The organism is Amycolatopsis sp. NPDC028719 (assembly GCF_055565395.1).
The window spans coordinates 611849-626981 of sequence record NZ_JBVHUL010000001.1; the positions used below are offsets into that span (position 1 = coordinate 611849).

Here is a 15133-nt window from a genome sequence, read left to right on the forward strand (position 1 = left end):
CTTGGCGCGGGTTTGCGCCCCGGCGCACCCGGCGCACCCGGCCGCGATCGGTGGTGTGGCTCGGTGGTGCCTCGCCGGTCACCGCCCGCGGCTGCCGGCAGCCGCGCCCGCGCGCGGCTGCCGCGTGGCCTCACTCCGCGGCCGCCGCGGGCACCGTCCTCGGGGGCCTCGGCATGACTGACTTCCTCGGCCCGCAGGCCCGCGCCGTCCGCGTCACCCTTCGGCCCGCCCTGGTCCTCGGGACCGCGACCGTCCTCGGGCTCGCCATGTTCTGCTGGCCGCTCTTCGCGCATCCCGCGCCGGGCGAAGCCGCGCACACCGCCGATGCACCGTTTGTCTTCATGGCGACCCTGCCGGTGTTGATCCTCGTCGTCCTCGCCGAGCTCTCGCGTGGGGGCATCGATGCCAAAGCGCTCGCCCTTCTCGGCGTGCTCTCTGCGGTCAATGCCGGCCTGCGGCCGCTCGGGGCCGGGACCGGGGGCATCGAGCTCGTGTTCTTCCTGCTCGTGCTCGCCGGGCGGGTGTTCGGGCCCGGCTTCGGGTTCGTGCTGGGCTCGACCTCGCTGTTCACCAGCGCGTTGCTCACCGCCGGGGTCGGGCCGTGGCTGCCGTTCCAGATGCTCGCGTCTTCGCTCATCGGGCTCGGCGCGGGGCTGCTGCCGCGGAAACCGCGCGGAAAACCAGAAATCGCCCTGCTCGTGGCGTACGGCGTCTTCGCGGCCTACTTCTTCGGGCTCCTCATGAGCCTGTGGTCGTGGCCGTTCCTCGCCGGCACCAGCGTCGGCGCCACCGCGGGGCTCGGGTTCGTCCCTGGTGCGCCGCTGGCGGACAACCTCCACCGGTTCGCGGTGTTCACCGTCCTGACGTCGACCCTCGGCTGGGACACCGGCCGCGCCGTCACCAACGCGGTCGCGATCGTCCTGCTGGGGCCGGCCGTCCTGGCCGTGCTGCGGCGCGCCGCGAGGCGGGCGGCCTTCGACGCGCCCGTCAGCTTCGATCAGCCGTAGGAGTAGAAGCCCCGGCCGGTCTTCTTGCCCAGCAGGCCCGCGTCCACCATGCGCAGCAGCAGCGGCGGCGACGAGTACAGCGGCTCCTTGAACTCCGCGTACATCGAGTCCGCGATGGCCTTGATCGTGTCCAGCCCGATCAGGTCGGACAGGCGCAGCGGGCCCATCGGGTGGGCGGTACCCAGCTCCATGCCGCGGTCGATGTCCTCGGCCGACGCGAAGCCCGACTCGATCATGCGGATCGCCGAGAGCAGGTACGGCACCAGCAGCGAGTTCACGATGAACCCGGCGCGGTCCTGCGAACGGATGACGGTCTTGCCCAGCGCCGTCGTCGCGTGCTCTTCGGCGCGGCGAGCCGTCTCCTCGCTCGTCAGCAGCGAGGGCACCAGCTCGACCAGCGGCAGCACCGGCACCGGGTTGAAGAAGTGGATGCCGACCACCTGCTGCGGCCGGCTCGTCGCCATGCCCAGCTTCATGATCGGGATCGACGACGTGTTGGACGCGAACAGCGCGTCCTCGGCCTCGACGATCTTGTCGAGCTGGCGGAAGACGTCGACCTTCGCCTGCTCCTGCTCGAGGATCGCCTCGATGACCAGGTCGCGGTCGGCGAACTCGGCGATGTCCGTCGTGAAGCGGAGGCGGCTCAGCGCCGCCTCGGCGTCTTCGGGTGAGAGCTTGCCGTTCTTGACGCCGCGTTGCAGCGACTTCTCGATCCGGGCCTTGCCGGCGTCGAGCGCCGGCTGGTTCACCTCGGTGACCACGACGTCCACTCCGGACCGGGCGTGCACCTCGGCGATGCCGGACCCCATGAGGCCCGCCCCGACGACTCCAACCCGACTTACCACCGGCTCACTCCTTCATCGGCTTCGCAGCCCCGCGCCCTCGGACGACACTTGGGCAGCACACAGCGCGCGAGGGCGGTCGCCGGGTGGTGCCCGGCTATGCCCTCGCGCGGTTACGCGTGCTCAACGACGGTACTCGTCGTACCCGTCGTCGTACGGGTCTTGATCATCGCTATCGGACTCCTCGTAGTGACTACTAGAGGAACCACTCGACAGCTCGCGCTGCAAAGCATCGAAGTCGGTCTCGTGCGAGCTGTACTTGAGCTCGCGCGCCACCTTCGTCTGCTTGGCCTTAGCCCGGCCGCGCCCCATGGCTCGACCCCCTCGCACAGGGGCGGGGCGGCCGGGGGAATCGGCGGCCCCGCATCGTCTCGACAATTCTTTCCTGCTCACACCGTACCGTGTCCGGGGGGTTCGATGCGACGTGGCACGGTGTGCCGGTGGTGACAGTGTCCGGCGGACGCCGGTTACCGGCCGGTCGGTGACGATCGGCGCAGGTAAACGTGCCACGATCTACTCGTGCTCCGTCCCTTCGTGGCCTACTTGCGGGTGTACGAACCCCTGCTCGCCTTGGGCGACCCGCCCGACGAACGGCTGCGTGCGGCCGTCGAGGCGGCCAAGCTGCGGCGCACGGACGCGGGCGTGCGGGAGCAGGCCATGTGGCTCAAGTCACAGGTCGCGGCGCCGCGGCGGCTGCTGCCCGCCGAGCTCGCCGATGGGCGTCCCGCCCCGAGCCTGCTGACCGACGTCCTGGTGCTCGCGCCCGAGGACGTGCCGGAGGGCAAGGCCGAGCACGCGCCGTTCGTGAGCCCGCTGGAGCTGCGGGCCCGCTCGGCCGCCGCGCTGGTCACCTTCCTCGGTGACGCGCACCCGTCGCTGAAGAACGTCGTCGTCGACGAGGGCGGCTTCACCCAGGAGACGATCCGCGCGCGGACGAAGTCGGCGATGGCGGATTTGAGCACGCCGGCGGCGCACACGCTGTCGACGACCTGGACCGTCCCGCTGCCGTGGTTCGTGCTGATCGACCCGGACGAGCGGCGGCTGGTGCTCGGCAGCGGCCGCGACGACCCGAAGCGCGAGGTCTCCTGGCGCGCCACCCTCGCCGACGCGCAGCACCGGGCGCGCGAGGCGGGTGAGCTGCTGGAGCAGACGTTCGGCGACTCCGGGCCGGGGCGCGTGCTGTACGAGACGCGGCGGTGGCTCGACAACTTCCACGCGGACTCGGTGGTCGAGCTCGACTACGGCGGGCTGGTGCAGCTGTTCGCGGACCCGGTCCTCGAGGCCGACAACACCGCGGACGAGGTGCACGACATCCTGGACGCGCTGCGCTCGGGCAACGTCGAGGAGCTGGCGGAGCTGTTCTCCGACCTGCGCGAGTTCTGGGGTGACCTGGCCTCCCGCGAGCGCTCGAACTAGCCGCGCCGACGGCTGCGCCGCCCGGCGCGCGAGTGGCCGGGCCGGGTTTGAGTCAGCTGGCCAGGCCAGGCCAGTCGGCAGGCCAAGCCAGTCGCCAGGCCAGGCCGAGCTGGGCAGTCGCGCCGGGCCGGCCGGCCTTGGTGCTCAGCCGCGCAGCTCCGGGACCCGGACCTCGCCCACCGAGCGTCCGCCACCCAGCACCGAACCGCGGGCCAGACCCTCGAGTCCGGAAACGTCCGCACCCAGGTAGCGCAACGCCTCGACCGCCAGCGGGGCGCAGGCCCGCTTGTTGCCGTCGTCGATCTTCATCGCCACCGCGAACCCGTCCGGGAGAGCGAACGCCTGAACGCCCTCCGCGCCGCCCTTCGACAGCAGACCGTCCACGGCGGACATCAGCTCCGTGTCCTCGCGGTCCGTTCCCGCCACCAGCCACGGGTGCGCCCGCATCGCCGACGAAACAGCCTCAGCCGGCCCGGACGCGGAGAGTGCCACCCGGCCGAACGCGCGCGCCAGCCCGGTCAGCGAAAACGCGAACAGCGGCGCGCCGCAGCCGTCGACACCCGTGTGGGCGATCGGCTCGCCCGCCAGGTCCGAAACAGCGGAAGCGAGCGCCTGCTGCAGCGGGTGGCCCGGGTCTTCGTAGCCGGACGTCGGCCAGCCGGCGCGGACGCACGTCGTCAGCATCGCCGTGTGCTTGCCCGAACAGTTCATCATCACGCGCCGCGGCTCGGCGGCGTCGCGCATGCTCGGCACGTGCAGCGGGAAGTCCGGCGGGCACGCGAGGTCGTCTTCGTGCAGCCCGGCCGCGTCGAGGAGCTCGAGGACCCGCTTGACGTGCCCCGGCTCGCCGGAGTGCGACGCGCACGCCAGCGCGAGGTCTTCGCCGGTGAAGTCCAGGCCGGACCGCAGCATCCCGACGGCCTGCAGCGGCTTGTTCGACGAGCGCGGGAAGACCGGCGACACCACGTCGCCGAGGGCCAGGCGCGCGTCGCCTTCGGGGCCCGTGATCACGAGCGCGCCGCGGTGGACGCTTTCGACGAAACCGGACCGGACGACTTCGGCGAGGACGGGGTTCGTCACTCGCCGTGCCCGCCTTCGCTCTCCAGCAGCTCGTCCACAGTGGCCGAACCCTGCTGGTAGCGCTTCGCGATCTCCGCGTTGAGCGCGTCCATCACGCCCTGGACCTCGCGCCGGAAGGACGACACCGACAGCTCTTCGCTGGCGTAGGTGTCCAAAGCGGAGGCGAGCTTCTCGTCCGTCAGGGACTCGACGTCGGTGAGAACCGTGTCGCCGATCAGGGCCTCGGCGTGGCGGCGGTGCTCGCCGGCCCGTGACGGCTCCAGCTGCTGGTGACGTCCGGAACCCGCGGCCGGGCCCAGCGCGTTGTCCGCCAGGATCGTGGCCAGCTGGTCGACGATGCTCGCTTCGCCGCCTGAGCTGCGCCGCGCCTGCTCCGCGCGCACGATGTCGATGCGGGCGTGCAGGAGACGGCGCAGGTAGGACAGATCCGTCTCTTCCTGCGCGGCTTCGTCGCGCCGCTCGCGCAGCACCTTCAGCGGCAGTTCACCCAGGCCGCTGAGGTACCCCGGGCCGAGCACGCGGTCGATCCGCCGCCTGCCGCCGGGCCGCACTTCGATCACAGCGCAGTTTATCCCGGTTGAGCGTGATCTCGCTGTCAGGGGCTTTTGTTCAGCCACGAAGTTGCGCCGCCGCGGCGCGGCCCGGCGCGGGCTGCTCCGAGGGGACGGAGTCGGGGTCGATCGCGGCCTGGACGAGGTTGTCTTCCGACCCGGTCAACAGCTCCGCGTCCACCGGCGTCGAGCGCTTGACCAGCGCCAACGCGATCGGGCCGAGCTCGTGGTGCTGGATCACGGTGCCGACGCGGCCGACCGTCCGGCCGTCGAGCAGCACCGGGTCGCCGGGCTCCGGCCGGATTTCGGGGGAGCCGTCCAGGTGCAGCAGGAGCAGGTTCCGCGGCGGACGGCCCACATTGTGGACTTTCGACACCGTTTCCTGGCCGCGGTAGCAGCCCTTCGCGACGTGCGCGGCCGAGCCGACCCAGTTCACCTCGTGCGGGATCGTGCGCTCGTCGGTGTCCACCCCCAGCCGCGGCCGCAGCGACTCGACGCGCAGCGCGTCGAACACCCAGCTGCCGGCCGCCCGCGCGCCCGCGTCGGTGAGCCGCTTCCACCAGTCGAGGAGCGCGTCGCGCGGCACCGCCAGGTCGACGCTCGACCGGCCGGGCCACGGCATCCGCCGCGCGAAACCGCCACCCGGCAACGCCGCCACGGCGTACGGCTCGGGGCCGACCTCGGCGCCGGCCGCGCTCAGCACGCGCTCGGCGTCCGGGCCGAGCACGGTGAGCAGCGCGAGCTCGCCGGTCGCGTCGCGGATGTCCACCTTGGACCAGAACTTCATGGCCTCGAGGTACTCGCGCAGCGTCTGGGGGCCGCCCTTGGGCAGCGCGCTGGTGACGCTCGGGCCCGGGTCGGTGTCGAGGTAGACGGTGCCGTCGAGGTGCGCGACCACCATGTGCGTCTCGACGCGGCCTTGGCTGTCGAGCACCAGCGCCTCGGTGCCGGTCCCCTCGGCCAGCTCGGTCACGTGCTGCGAGATCACCAGGTGCAGCCAGGAAAGCCGCTCTTCGCCGGTGACGGCGATGAACTCGCGGTGCGACCGGTCGATCACGACCACGCCGCGCGACGCCGTGCGCTGCTCCGCGAACGGGTCTCCCCAGTGCCAGGGCACCCCCGGCTCGGGGTGAGCGGTGTCCGACTCAGGCGGCGGAATCGATCCGGGCACGTCCAGCAGCGGCGAGCGGTACGGCATACCCACCAGCCTAGGTGAGTACCGTGGCGGCATGCGCGTGCTCGTCTTCCTCGATGGAACCCCGGCCGACCCGGACGCCGCCCAGATCAAGGTCGACGACCTCGGCCTGCTGCGCGGCGACGGCGTCTTCGAGACGATCCTGGTCGTCGACGGCAAGCCCCGCGAACTGCGTCCGCACCTCGAGCGGCTGACCCGTTCGGCCGCCATGCTCGACCTGCCCGAGCCCGACCTCGGCGCGTGGGAACGCGTGGTCGCAGCGGTCCTCGAAAGGTGGTCCGGCGGCGCCGAAATGGTGCTGAAACTGGTGTACACCAGGGGTTCCGACGGCGATCCGGCCGCGAACCCGACCGGCTTCGCGCTGGCTTCGGAGGTGCCGCCGGCCACGCTCAAGGCCCGCGCCGAAGGCGTCTCCGCGATCACTCTCGAACGCGGTTTCCCGCCGGACCTGGCCACGCGCGCGCCCTGGCTGCTGCTCGGCGCGAAGCCGTTGTCCTACGCGATGAACATGGCCGCGGTGCGCGAAGCCGGCCGCCGTGGCGCCGAAGATGTGATTTTCACCGCCGTCGACGGTTCGGTGTTCGAAGGGCCGACGTCGAGCGTGGTGCTGGCGAAGGGCCGGACGCTGTACACGCCGCCGTCGAGCATCGGCATCCTGCCGGGCACGACGCAGGCCGCGCTGTTCCGCGGCGCCGAAAAGGCGGGCTGGTCGGTCAAGGTGGAGCCGCTGACGGTCCGGGACCTCGTCGACGGCGACGGCGTCTTCATGGCTTCGAGCGTGCGCAAGCTGACCCGGGTCCACACGCTCGACGGCGAGCGGCTGCCTGACTCCGCGGCCGTCTACGCCGAGCTGGTGGCGGCCTACGAGGCCGAGTACGCCTGACCCAGGCTGATCCGGACGACGGCCGGGGCGACCTCTTCGGCGCGGTAGGCCGCGATCTTGTGGTGGCCGTCGATGATCAGCTCGCGGTCGCCGTCGGCCAGCAGGACCGCGACCGGGCGGTGGCCGGTGCGGATGGCGGTCCGGTAGTAGCCGACGCGGGCTTCGTCGGACGGCGGCCAGACGTCGGTGGGGGTGAGCAGCTGGTCGTCGGGCAGCCGTTCCGGGCCGCTCACGCGGTAGTCGCCGTCGACGAGCAGGTCGAGGACCGGGCCGAGCGTGGTGGCGAGCGGGCGGCGCAGCTGACCGGTGGCCAGCGCGATCCGCAGCGACTGGGGCAGCTCCGCCCGCTCCCGCGTGTTCACGTCCAGGAAACCCGTGCCACCGCTGATCGTCACCTTCTCCACGCCTATGAGGACGGGCGGCGGCGCGAGATGGTTCCGGACCTCACGCGGACGGGTGCACGGCGTGACCCGGGTCTCACTCGCGTGGCGGTACAGGACTTTCAGGACATCCGGAAGCGCACCCGGGTGCCCGGCCGGGCCTGCGCGAGCGCACCCAGCGCACGCGCTCGCACCACGGCCGCGACGGGGTAGCCGCCGGTCGTCGGGTGGTCGGCGAGGAACACCACCGGCAGCCCGCTCGGCGGCACCTGGACCGCCCCGGTGACCACGCCTTCGCTGGGCAGCTCGCCCTCGGCGGCCCGGCGCAACGGCGTCCCGTCGAGGCGCAGGCCGACGCGGTTCGACTCGGCGGTGACCGTCCACCACTCCGACAGCCCGCCGACCGGGTCGTGGAACCAGTCGTCGCGGGGGCCGGGCGTCACCGGCACCACGAGCTCGTCCGGGGCCGCGACGGGGACGACGACGTCCGCGCCCGCCGGGATCCCGGGCTCGCCGAGCGGGAGCACGTCGCCGCCCTTCAGCGGTGCGGGCCCGATGCCGGACAGGACGTCGCGCGAGCGGCTGCCCAGCACCGGTTCGACGGCGATCCCGCCGGACACCGCCAGGTAGCAGCGCAAGCCGGTCGAAGGCGTGCCGACCGACACCGTCTGGCCGGCCCGGACCGGCACCGGCGCGTGGGAGCCGAAGGACCGGCCGTCGACCCGGACGTCGACCGCCGGGCCGGTCACCGCCACCGTCGCCGACGCCGTCAGCCGCGCCGAGAGCCCGCCGAGGAGTGCTTCGATGCCCGCGGCTGCCGAGGGGTTGCCGACCAGGCGGTTCGCGAGCCGCAGCGACGCGATGTCCAGCGCGCCCGAAGGCGCCACGCCGAGGTGGGCGTAACCGGGCCGGCCCAGGTCCTCGACCAGCGCGTACCGCCCCGGGTCGAGGACCTCCAGGGACCTCACCGGACGCTCCGGAAGCGGACGCGGTCGCCCGGCGCGAAGAGGGCGGGCGGGTCGGCGTGCGGGTCGAACAGCGTCGCCGTCGTGTGCCCGAGCAGCCGCCAGCCACCCGGCGACGCGCGCGGGTAGACGCCGGTGAACTCGCCCGCCAGCCCCACCGATCCGGCCGGGACGCGGGTGCGCGGGGACTCCAGCCGCGGCTGCCGCAGCTCCGCAGGAAGTCCCGTGAGGTAGCCGAATCCGGGCGCGAACCCGGTGAACGCGACCGTGTAGACGGCCTCGGTGTGCAGCGAGACGACGGCGTCCTCGGAGATCCCGGCGTCCGAAGCGACCAGGGCGAGGTCTTCGCCGTCGTAGTGGACGTCGAGCGTGACTTCGCGCGGCTCGTCGGCCGGCGGGTGGGTCAGGTCCGCGCCGTCCAGCAGCGCCTTGGTGGCGGCCACCCCGCCGATCACCAGCAGGCTCCGGGCGCCCGGGACGAGGTCGACGACGCCTTCGGGGCGGGCGGCGGACACGGTCGCGTGGGCCGCCCGCATCTGCTCGAGCGAGTCGCAGTCGAGCAGGGCGGCGTCCTCACCGCAGCGCCGCCAGCGCACGGTGTCAGCCGGCGACGCGGTGCAGCAGGGCCGAGGTGTGCGGCTGCATTTCCTGGCCCATCATCGCGCGTTCCTCGACGTAGCCGAGGGAGCCTTCGATCAGGCCGTACAGCCGCTGGGCCGCGGTGACGTCCTTCGCCGTGGCCGTGCGGATCACCGCGTCGGTGCCGAGCTCCCAGGATGTCTGGTTGCGCGGCTTGCCGTAGTACAGCTCGACGATGCCGGTGTTGTGCGTGAGCAGCAGCTCGAGCGTGTCGTCTTCCTGCGGCCGCCAGAACCCGGACTCGCGGGCGGCGGGGCGGATGACGTTGCCGTCGTCGTCGAGCAGCCACGCGCGCGACTCGTGGACGAGGAACGGCCGGCCGTCGTGCGAGATCGTCAGCTGCTGCGCGAACTTGCGCGGGCCTTCGATGGTCGGGTAGTCGACCTCGCCCTCACCGCGCCAGACACCGACGAGCGGCAGCAGCGCGAGGCAGGCGTCGTTGAGGTTCGGCCCCTCGCGCAGGTTCGCGGTGTCGTTGGGGATGGGCAGGTCGTCCCACAGCGGAAGGTTGCGCTCGCGAGTGCTCTCCGCGCGCATCTCCGCTGCTGCGATGGCGTCGTCGCCGCTGGCGGTCATGGGTCAGCGCTGGTCCGCGTAAAGCCGGTAGACGACGTACACGGCGAACCACGTGATGGCGACGCCCGCCAGCACCAGCAAGGTCGTAAACAGAGCTTCCACGTCCTGCAGGATAGTCCGCCGCCGCGCACCCGGCCCGGCGCAGGGTCGCCGCGGTGAGCACGGTCACCCGCGCGGAGACCCCGAAAGCCGTGAAGGCCTCCTTACCGGCTCAAGAAGCCGGTAAGGAGGCCTTCACGGACTGTGAAACTCAGGCGACCGAGATGGCCAGCTGGTGCAGGCCCGGGCCTTCCGCCGTCACCGACGCTTCGCCGTTGCCGGTGCGGTGCAGCGCGCGCACCGTCCAGTCGCCCGGTGCCGCGTAGAAGCGGAAGTCGCCGTCGGCCGAGGACACCACCTCGCCGGTGAAGTCGCCGCCGCCGTCGAGGAGCCGGACGAACGCGCCGCCGACCGGCCCGTCCGCGCCCGTCACCTTGCCCGCGAGGACGACCTGGCCCTTCGTGTCGTAGTCCGCCGGCGTGGCCTCCTGGACCGGTGCGCCGCAGCTGTCGTCTACCGCCATCACTTGGCTCCCAACTCGACCGGCACGCCGACCAGCGAGCCGTATTCCGTCCACGAACCGTCGTAGTTCTTCACGTCCTCGTGGCCGAGCAGCTCGTGCAGCGCGAACCACGCGATGGACGAACGCTCGCCGATCCGGCAGTAGGCGATGGTGCCCTTGCCGGGGTCGATGCCCTGCTCCTTGTAGAGCTCGTCGATCTCGCTCTCGGTCTTGAAGGTGCCGTCCTCGTTGGCGACCTTCGCCCACGGCACGTTCAGCGCGCCCGGGATGTGGCCGGGCACCTGGGACTGCTCCTGCGGCAGGTGCGCGGGGGCGAGCAGCTTGCCGGAGAACTCGTCCGGCGACCGGACGTCGACGAAGTTCTTCGAGCCGATGGACTGGACGACCTCGTCGCGGAACGCGCGCAGGGACAGGTCCTGGTCCTTGGCCTTGTAGTCGGTGGTGTCGCGCTTGACCTCGTCGGAGCTCAGCTCACGGCCGTCGAGCTCCCACTTCTTGCGGCCGCCGTCGAGCAGCTGGACGTTCTCGTGGCCGTACAGCTTGAAGTACCAGTACGCGTAGGCGGCGAACCAGTTGTTGTTGCCGCCGTAGAGGATCACGCGGTCGTCGTTCGAAATGCCCTTCTCCGACAGGAGCTTCTCGAAGCCCTCCTTGGAGACGAAGTCGCGGCGCACCCCGTCCTGCAGGTCCTTGCGCCAGTCGAACTTCACCGCGCCCCGGATGTGGCCGGCGTCGTAGGCGGTGGTGTCCTCGTCGACCTCGGCGAACACGACGCCGGGGGTGTCCAGGTTCTCCTCGGCCCACTGGGTGGTGACCAGGACGTCTTCACGGCTCATGGGAAACGGACTCTCTTTCTGGGGTTGAACATCAGGACGCGCGGGTGGGGGTGAAGCGTTTGATCAGCAAGAACATTTCGCAGCCGAGGCAGAAGTCGAAGGCCGCGTTGAGGAAGGCCGCGAAGAGCGCGAAGGCCGTCGCGACGACGCCGAGCGGGGCGAGGTCGAGCGCGAAGCCGATCGTGCCGACGAGCGCGAACACGAACCCGACGGCCTGGGCGAACCGCAGCGGGGCCGCGTCCTCCCGTTCGTCGGTGGGACCGAGGCGCGGGGCCACGAGCGTGCGGTACACGATCGAGTAGGGCGCCGGCTTCAGCCCGACGAACGCGCCGATGGCGAACACGACGGTCTGGATCGCCAGCAACGGCCACCACTGGGTGAGCAGGACGACCGCGAGCACGACCGTGGTCAGGATGGCGGCGAACCGCGGGCCCCGCGGGTCGACGGCCGGTCCGGCGGACATGGTTCCTCCAGCTGGAGCTCCAGGGGGTGCGTGCGAACGGCACGCGGCAGCGGCATCAGGGCTGGGGTGGGACCGGACGTGCTTCAGCGCCGGTCGGTGCGGGCGCGACACAGGCTGCTGCGGACGCGGCAGAGGTCGACTGCGCGTCGCTGCGTCAAGAAGGTGGTCAGCCCGGTCACGGGTGCGAGGGTACCCAGAGCTCCCTCAGAGTGGGAACCACGTTCATACCTTGGGACGATTCCCGATAATTGAGACGCCGCACCCCCGCGTACGCATCTTTCCTGGAGAAAGTGAATGTGCGAACGCGAACGTCAATGCGTCAGGGGGTGCGCGCGGTGAGATGCGGGCGGAGCGCGTCCAGCAGCTCGGGGCCCTTGGGGACGCCGCCGACGCGCAGCAGCTCCCGGCCGTCCGGGGTCAGCGCGATCGTGGTCGGCGTCCGCAGCACGGACAGCGACTGCGCGACCTCCGGCTGGTTCGTCACGTCGAGCTCGACGTGGTGCAGGCCGTCGGTGCGCTCGGCCAGGGGCTCGAGCACGGCCTTCGCGTGCCGGCACGGCGCGCAGAAGGTGGTGGAGATCTGGACCAGCGTCACGGCGGACGCCGGGTCGAGCGCGGCGGCGACGGGACCGGGCAGCTCACGGGCGGGCTTGGCGTCCCGCACGCGGCCGTTGCGAGCCTTCAGCAGCAGGCCGGCGGCCACCCCGGCCACCAGTACCGCCACGAGCACCCACAGTCCCGTCACCGGTCGCCTCCTACTTGCTCAGCTCCGCGAACGACACGTTCGCCGCCTCGCCCTTGATCGTCACCGATCCGCTCTGCACCCGCACGCCGGTCGGGGTGACCGACAGCGGCAGGTCCTTCGTGTTGATCGACGCGCTGAAGTTCGGCATCAGCGCTTTCTGCACCGCAGCCGGAACAACGGTGGTCTCCTGGTCATTCCCGAACTGCAGCCGCTTGGGGACGAAGTTGATCGCCCCGGCCTTCGCGTCGGCCTCGATCATCGCGAAGCAGAAGATTTCCAGATCCTTGCCCGCGAACTGAAGGTGTCCCGAAATGCGGACACCGGTGCTCGACTCGTCCTGGGCGGCCTGGCCCTCGGTGGTCGTCGTGGTCGGCGTCGGCTCGCTCTGCCCGCTGTCGCCGTTCTCGACGTAGTCGGCGGTCGACGGCTCGATCCGCAGGTCCTTGATCTTGTCCAGTGGCGCGACGCGGGCGAGGTCGGCGGCCTTGATGGTGACCGAGCCGGTCAGCTTGCCGATCGTGATCGCCTTCGTGTTGCCGTTCGTGAGGTCCGACAGCGGCGCCGTGACGTCCTCGAGCTCGGCGTTGAGCGCGACGTCCTGCAGCTTGTCGGCGACCGGAACGCCGGCGGCGGACACGCTGATGTGACTGTAGTCACCGCCCAGCGCCTGCGTGAGGAACGGGAACCCGTGGATCGTCACCGAGGGGTCGTCGGTCAGCTGCAGCTGCGTCCGGGCCTTCTGGGAGATCATGTGCTCGGCGTACGCGGCGGCCCCGAAATCGGCGCCGACCAGCAGCAGAACCAGCACGACGAGAGCGATCACCCAGCGGCGTGCCCGCCGTCCGCGGCGCCGCGCGTCCGGCCTCGGTGCGGGTCGGTCGTCCCGGGTCACGGGCCTGCTCACCATCGCGTCCGTACTCCTGTTCGTCGGGTCCACCGGAGTTTCTCCAGGTGTGATCGATCCAGCAAGGGTTAGGTACCGGGCCGTCGAGCCGCTATTCTCACTTAGCACCGAACAACGCCACCGTGAGGCGACGATCTGTGAAGGCGGTGCGGCTCATGAGCCTGGACCTTCTGGTGCTGACTGCGGAAGCCGACGCCACTTCGGTGCTCCCCGCGCTGGACCTGCTGCCGCACACCGTACGCGTCCGTCCTCCCGAGGTGACCGCCCTGCTCGACGCGGGCCACCGGGACGTGATCCTGCTGGACGCGCGCAGCGACCTGGCCTCGGCGAAGAGCCTCTGCCGGCTGCTCAAGGGCACCGGCGAGGACGAGGCGGCGACGCCGATCATCGCCGTCGTCGGCGAGGGCGGCCTGGTGGCGGTCAGCGCCGAGTGGCGCACCGACGACATCCTGCTGCCCACCGCGGGCCCGGCCGAGGTCGACGCGCGGCTGCGGCTGGTCACGACCCGCGACGGCGGTTCCGCGCAGGTCGACGCCGAGCTGCGGGTCGGCGAGCTGGTCATCGACGAGGCGACCTACACCGCCCGGCTGCGCAAGCGCACCCTCGAACTGACCTACAAGGAGTTCGAGCTGCTCAAGTACCTCGCCCAGCACGCCGGCCGGGTGTTCACCCGCGCCCAGCTGCTGCAGGAGGTCTGGGGCTACGACTTCTTCGGAGGCACCCGCACGGTCGACGTGCACGTGCGGCGGCTGCGCGCCAAGCTCGGCCCGGAGCACGAGCAGATGATCGGCACCGTGCGCAACGTCGGCTACAAGTTCGAGCGGCCCGCCAAGGGCGGCGCGGGACGGGCGGCCGTGCCCGCGCAGGCCGAGGCACCGGCCGAGACCCCCGAACTCGCGCACTGACGTCCCCACGTTCACCAGGACGCGCTGACGGCCGTCGCGTTGCGTCCTGCCCGGGTACGGTCACGGGGTGAGCGGAGACGGCGAGTGGCGCCAGGAACTGGACGAGCAGCAGCTCGAGGACGTGCGCGGGCTGTTGCTGGCCGTGCGCGAGGCCGACGGGCGGCCCGAGGTCGAGCCCGAAGGCGCGCTGCCGGGTGAGTTCGACGGCGGTGAGCACCTCGTCGCCTGCGTCGAGGGCGACGTCGTCGGCTACGCCCACCTCGACACCACGGGTGACTCATTCGGCCACCAGGTCGCCGAACTGTTCGTGCACCCGTCCCACCGCAACCGCGGCTACGGCGCGAAGCTGCTTCAGGCGCTCGACGAGCGCGCCGCGGTCGGGTTCCGCGTCTGGGCGCACGGCGACCACCCGGCGGCACTGCAGCTGGCCGTCAAGACCGGCCTGGAGCGCAAGCGCGAGCTGCTGATCCTGCACACCGTGGTCGAAGGCGCCGACTGGCCGGAGCCGGTGCTGCGCGAAGGCGTCTCGCTGCGGACGTTCGTGCCGGGACAGGACGAGGACGCGGTCATCCGGGTCAACGCGAGCGCGTTCGACTGGCACCCCGAGCAGGGCGCCCTCACCGCCGACGAACTCCGCGCGGACGAAGGCCGGTCGTGGTTCGACCCCGACGGCTTCTTCCTCGCCGAGCAGGACGGCGAAGTGATCGGTTTCCACTGGACGAAGGTCCACGAGGCGACCCCCGGCCGCTTCGGCGGCGAGCGCGTCGGCGAGGTCTACGTCGTGGGCGTCGACCCGGCGGCGCAGGGCGGCGGGCTCGGCCGGGCGCTGACGCTCGCCGGGCTGCGGTACCTCGCCGGCCGCGGGCTGCGGCAGATCATCCTGTACGTCGAGGGCGACAACGCCCCGGCACTCGCGGTCTACACCAAGCTCGGGTTCACGCGTCACGAAACCGACGTCCAGTACGGCCGGTGACCACGATGGACGCGGCGCGAACGACTCGTCACGGTGTGCGAACGCGCAGGTCACGGCCGGGACACGGCACCCTCTCGGACGAGTAGCACTGCTCACATCCGGGGCCTTGTTCACTTCGCGTTCATTTGTTCACGGCCGACCGTCCACCAGGGCTGCCTAATGTCCGGATCCGGCGCGGTAGTACGCCGCGACGACCCGGTCAAGCTCCTGA

20 protein-coding genes are annotated in these 15133 nt (G+C 71.6%); 5 read left to right on the forward strand and 15 right to left on the reverse strand.

The window, feature by feature from the left end; genetic code table 11:
• The first annotated feature begins 173 nt into the window (after positions 1-173).
• Positions 174-1007: an ECF transporter S component family protein gene (locus tag ACZ4TR_RS02960; protein WP_465285511.1), complete on the forward strand. Its 834-nt coding sequence runs from the start codon at positions 174-176 to the stop codon at positions 1005-1007.
• Here ACZ4TR_RS02960 and ACZ4TR_RS02965 read toward each other — a convergent pair.
• The gene (locus ACZ4TR_RS02965; RefSeq protein WP_364524236.1) at positions 998-1852 is read right to left on the reverse strand and encodes a 3-hydroxybutyryl-CoA dehydrogenase; all 855 of its coding nucleotides are present in this window, start codon (positions 1850-1852) and stop codon (positions 998-1000) included. The two genes, ACZ4TR_RS02960 and ACZ4TR_RS02965, sit on opposite strands and share 10 nt — an antisense overlap.
• A gap of 120 nt (positions 1853-1972) precedes the next feature.
• Positions 1973-2161, reverse strand: coding sequence for a DUF3073 domain-containing protein (locus tag ACZ4TR_RS02970; protein WP_364524234.1), 189 nt, complete (start codon positions 2159-2161; stop codon positions 1973-1975).
• Positions 2162-2368: 207 nt separating this feature from the next.
• Here ACZ4TR_RS02970 and ACZ4TR_RS02975 point away from each other — a divergent pair, with 207 nt between their 5' ends.
• Complete coding sequence (locus tag ACZ4TR_RS02975) at positions 2369-3265, forward strand: DUF8083 family protein (protein ID WP_465285512.1); 897 nt, start codon at positions 2369-2371, stop codon at positions 3263-3265.
• A 144-nt stretch (positions 3266-3409) separates the two neighbouring features.
• On the opposite strand, the gene ACZ4TR_RS02980 is transcribed toward ACZ4TR_RS02975, so the two are convergent.
• From ACZ4TR_RS02980 to ygfZ, 3 genes are read right to left on the reverse strand one after another with little or no spacing between them, the layout of a single operon-like run.
• Complete coding sequence (locus tag ACZ4TR_RS02980) at positions 3410-4345, reverse strand: asparaginase (protein ID WP_465285513.1); 936 nt, start codon at positions 4343-4345, stop codon at positions 3410-3412.
• Positions 4342-4905, reverse strand: coding sequence for an RsiG family protein (locus ACZ4TR_RS02985; protein WP_364524228.1), 564 nt, complete (start codon positions 4903-4905; stop codon positions 4342-4344). The genes ACZ4TR_RS02980 and ACZ4TR_RS02985 overlap by 4 nt, the downstream gene beginning before the upstream one ends.
• A gap of 49 nt (positions 4906-4954) precedes the next feature.
• Entirely contained in the window at positions 4955-6094 is a 1140-nt protein-coding gene (gene ygfZ, locus ACZ4TR_RS02990; RefSeq protein ID WP_465285514.1) for a CAF17-like 4Fe-4S cluster assembly/insertion protein YgfZ, read from the reverse strand.
• Between the two features lie 31 nt (positions 6095-6125).
• Between ygfZ and ACZ4TR_RS02995 the strand changes: the two genes are divergently transcribed.
• Positions 6126-6974 (forward strand): aminodeoxychorismate lyase, encoded by an 849-nt coding sequence (locus ACZ4TR_RS02995; RefSeq protein ID WP_465285515.1) that lies wholly within the window; start codon positions 6126-6128, stop codon positions 6972-6974.
• Here the strand turns inward: ACZ4TR_RS02995 and ACZ4TR_RS03000 are convergent.
• The 10 genes from ACZ4TR_RS03000 to ACZ4TR_RS03045 all read right to left on the reverse strand — a co-directional run bounded on the left by ACZ4TR_RS03000 (position 6953) and on the right by ACZ4TR_RS03045 (position 13047).
• Positions 6953-7378 (reverse strand): hypothetical protein, encoded by a 426-nt coding sequence (locus ACZ4TR_RS03000; protein WP_364524222.1) that lies wholly within the window; start codon positions 7376-7378, stop codon positions 6953-6955. The genes ACZ4TR_RS02995 and ACZ4TR_RS03000 overlap by 22 nt on opposite strands.
• A 98-nt stretch (positions 7379-7476) precedes the next feature.
• The gene (locus ACZ4TR_RS03005) at positions 7477-8322 is read right to left on the reverse strand and encodes a 5-oxoprolinase subunit C family protein (protein ID WP_465285516.1); all 846 of its coding nucleotides are present in this window, start codon (positions 8320-8322) and stop codon (positions 7477-7479) included.
• A complete protein-coding gene (pxpB, locus tag ACZ4TR_RS03010; RefSeq protein WP_465285517.1) occupies positions 8319-8915 on the reverse strand; it encodes a 5-oxoprolinase subunit PxpB in 597 nt (198 codons plus the stop codon). Before pxpB ends, ACZ4TR_RS03005 begins: the two co-directional genes overlap by 4 nt.
• Positions 8916-8919: 4 nt before the next feature.
• Positions 8920-9534, reverse strand: coding sequence for a heme-binding beta-barrel domain-containing protein (locus tag ACZ4TR_RS03015; protein ID WP_364524216.1), 615 nt, complete (start codon positions 9532-9534; stop codon positions 8920-8922).
• Between the two features lie 250 nt (positions 9535-9784).
• Positions 9785-10096, reverse strand: a complete 312-nt coding sequence (locus tag ACZ4TR_RS03020) for a DUF1416 domain-containing protein (protein ID WP_284747314.1) — start codon at positions 10094-10096, stop codon at positions 9785-9787.
• A complete protein-coding gene (locus ACZ4TR_RS03025) occupies positions 10096-10932 on the reverse strand; it encodes a sulfurtransferase (protein WP_364524214.1) in 837 nt (278 codons plus the stop codon). Before ACZ4TR_RS03025 ends, ACZ4TR_RS03020 begins: the two co-directional genes overlap by 1 nt.
• A gap of 31 nt (positions 10933-10963) precedes the next feature.
• Entirely contained in the window at positions 10964-11395 is a 432-nt protein-coding gene (locus ACZ4TR_RS03030; protein WP_465285518.1) for a DUF4395 domain-containing protein, read from the reverse strand.
• 83 nt (positions 11396-11478) lie between these two features.
• The gene (locus ACZ4TR_RS03035; protein ID WP_364524210.1) at positions 11479-11574 is read right to left on the reverse strand and encodes a putative leader peptide; all 96 of its coding nucleotides are present in this window, start codon (positions 11572-11574) and stop codon (positions 11479-11481) included.
• A gap of 140 nt (positions 11575-11714) precedes the next feature.
• Positions 11715-12140, reverse strand: coding sequence for a TlpA family protein disulfide reductase (locus ACZ4TR_RS03040; RefSeq protein ID WP_364524208.1), 426 nt, complete (start codon positions 12138-12140; stop codon positions 11715-11717).
• A gap of 10 nt (positions 12141-12150) precedes the next feature.
• Positions 12151-13047 carry an LmeA family phospholipid-binding protein gene (locus ACZ4TR_RS03045; RefSeq protein WP_465285519.1) on the reverse strand — a complete coding sequence of 299 codons (897 nt, stop codon included), beginning with the start codon at positions 13045-13047 and terminating at the stop codon, positions 12151-12153.
• Positions 13048-13199: 152 nt separating this feature from the next.
• Between ACZ4TR_RS03045 and ACZ4TR_RS03050 the strand changes: the two genes are divergently transcribed.
• Together ACZ4TR_RS03050 and mshD are read left to right on the forward strand one after the other, a co-directional pair.
• Positions 13200-13949 (forward strand): winged helix-turn-helix transcriptional regulator, encoded by a 750-nt coding sequence (locus tag ACZ4TR_RS03050; protein WP_364524204.1) that lies wholly within the window; start codon positions 13200-13202, stop codon positions 13947-13949.
• A gap of 67 nt (positions 13950-14016) precedes the next feature.
• On the forward strand, positions 14017-14922 hold the full coding sequence (mshD, locus tag ACZ4TR_RS03055) for a mycothiol synthase (protein WP_465285520.1): 906 nt from the start codon (positions 14017-14019) through the stop codon (positions 14920-14922).
• Positions 14923-15133: the final 211 nt, after the last annotated feature.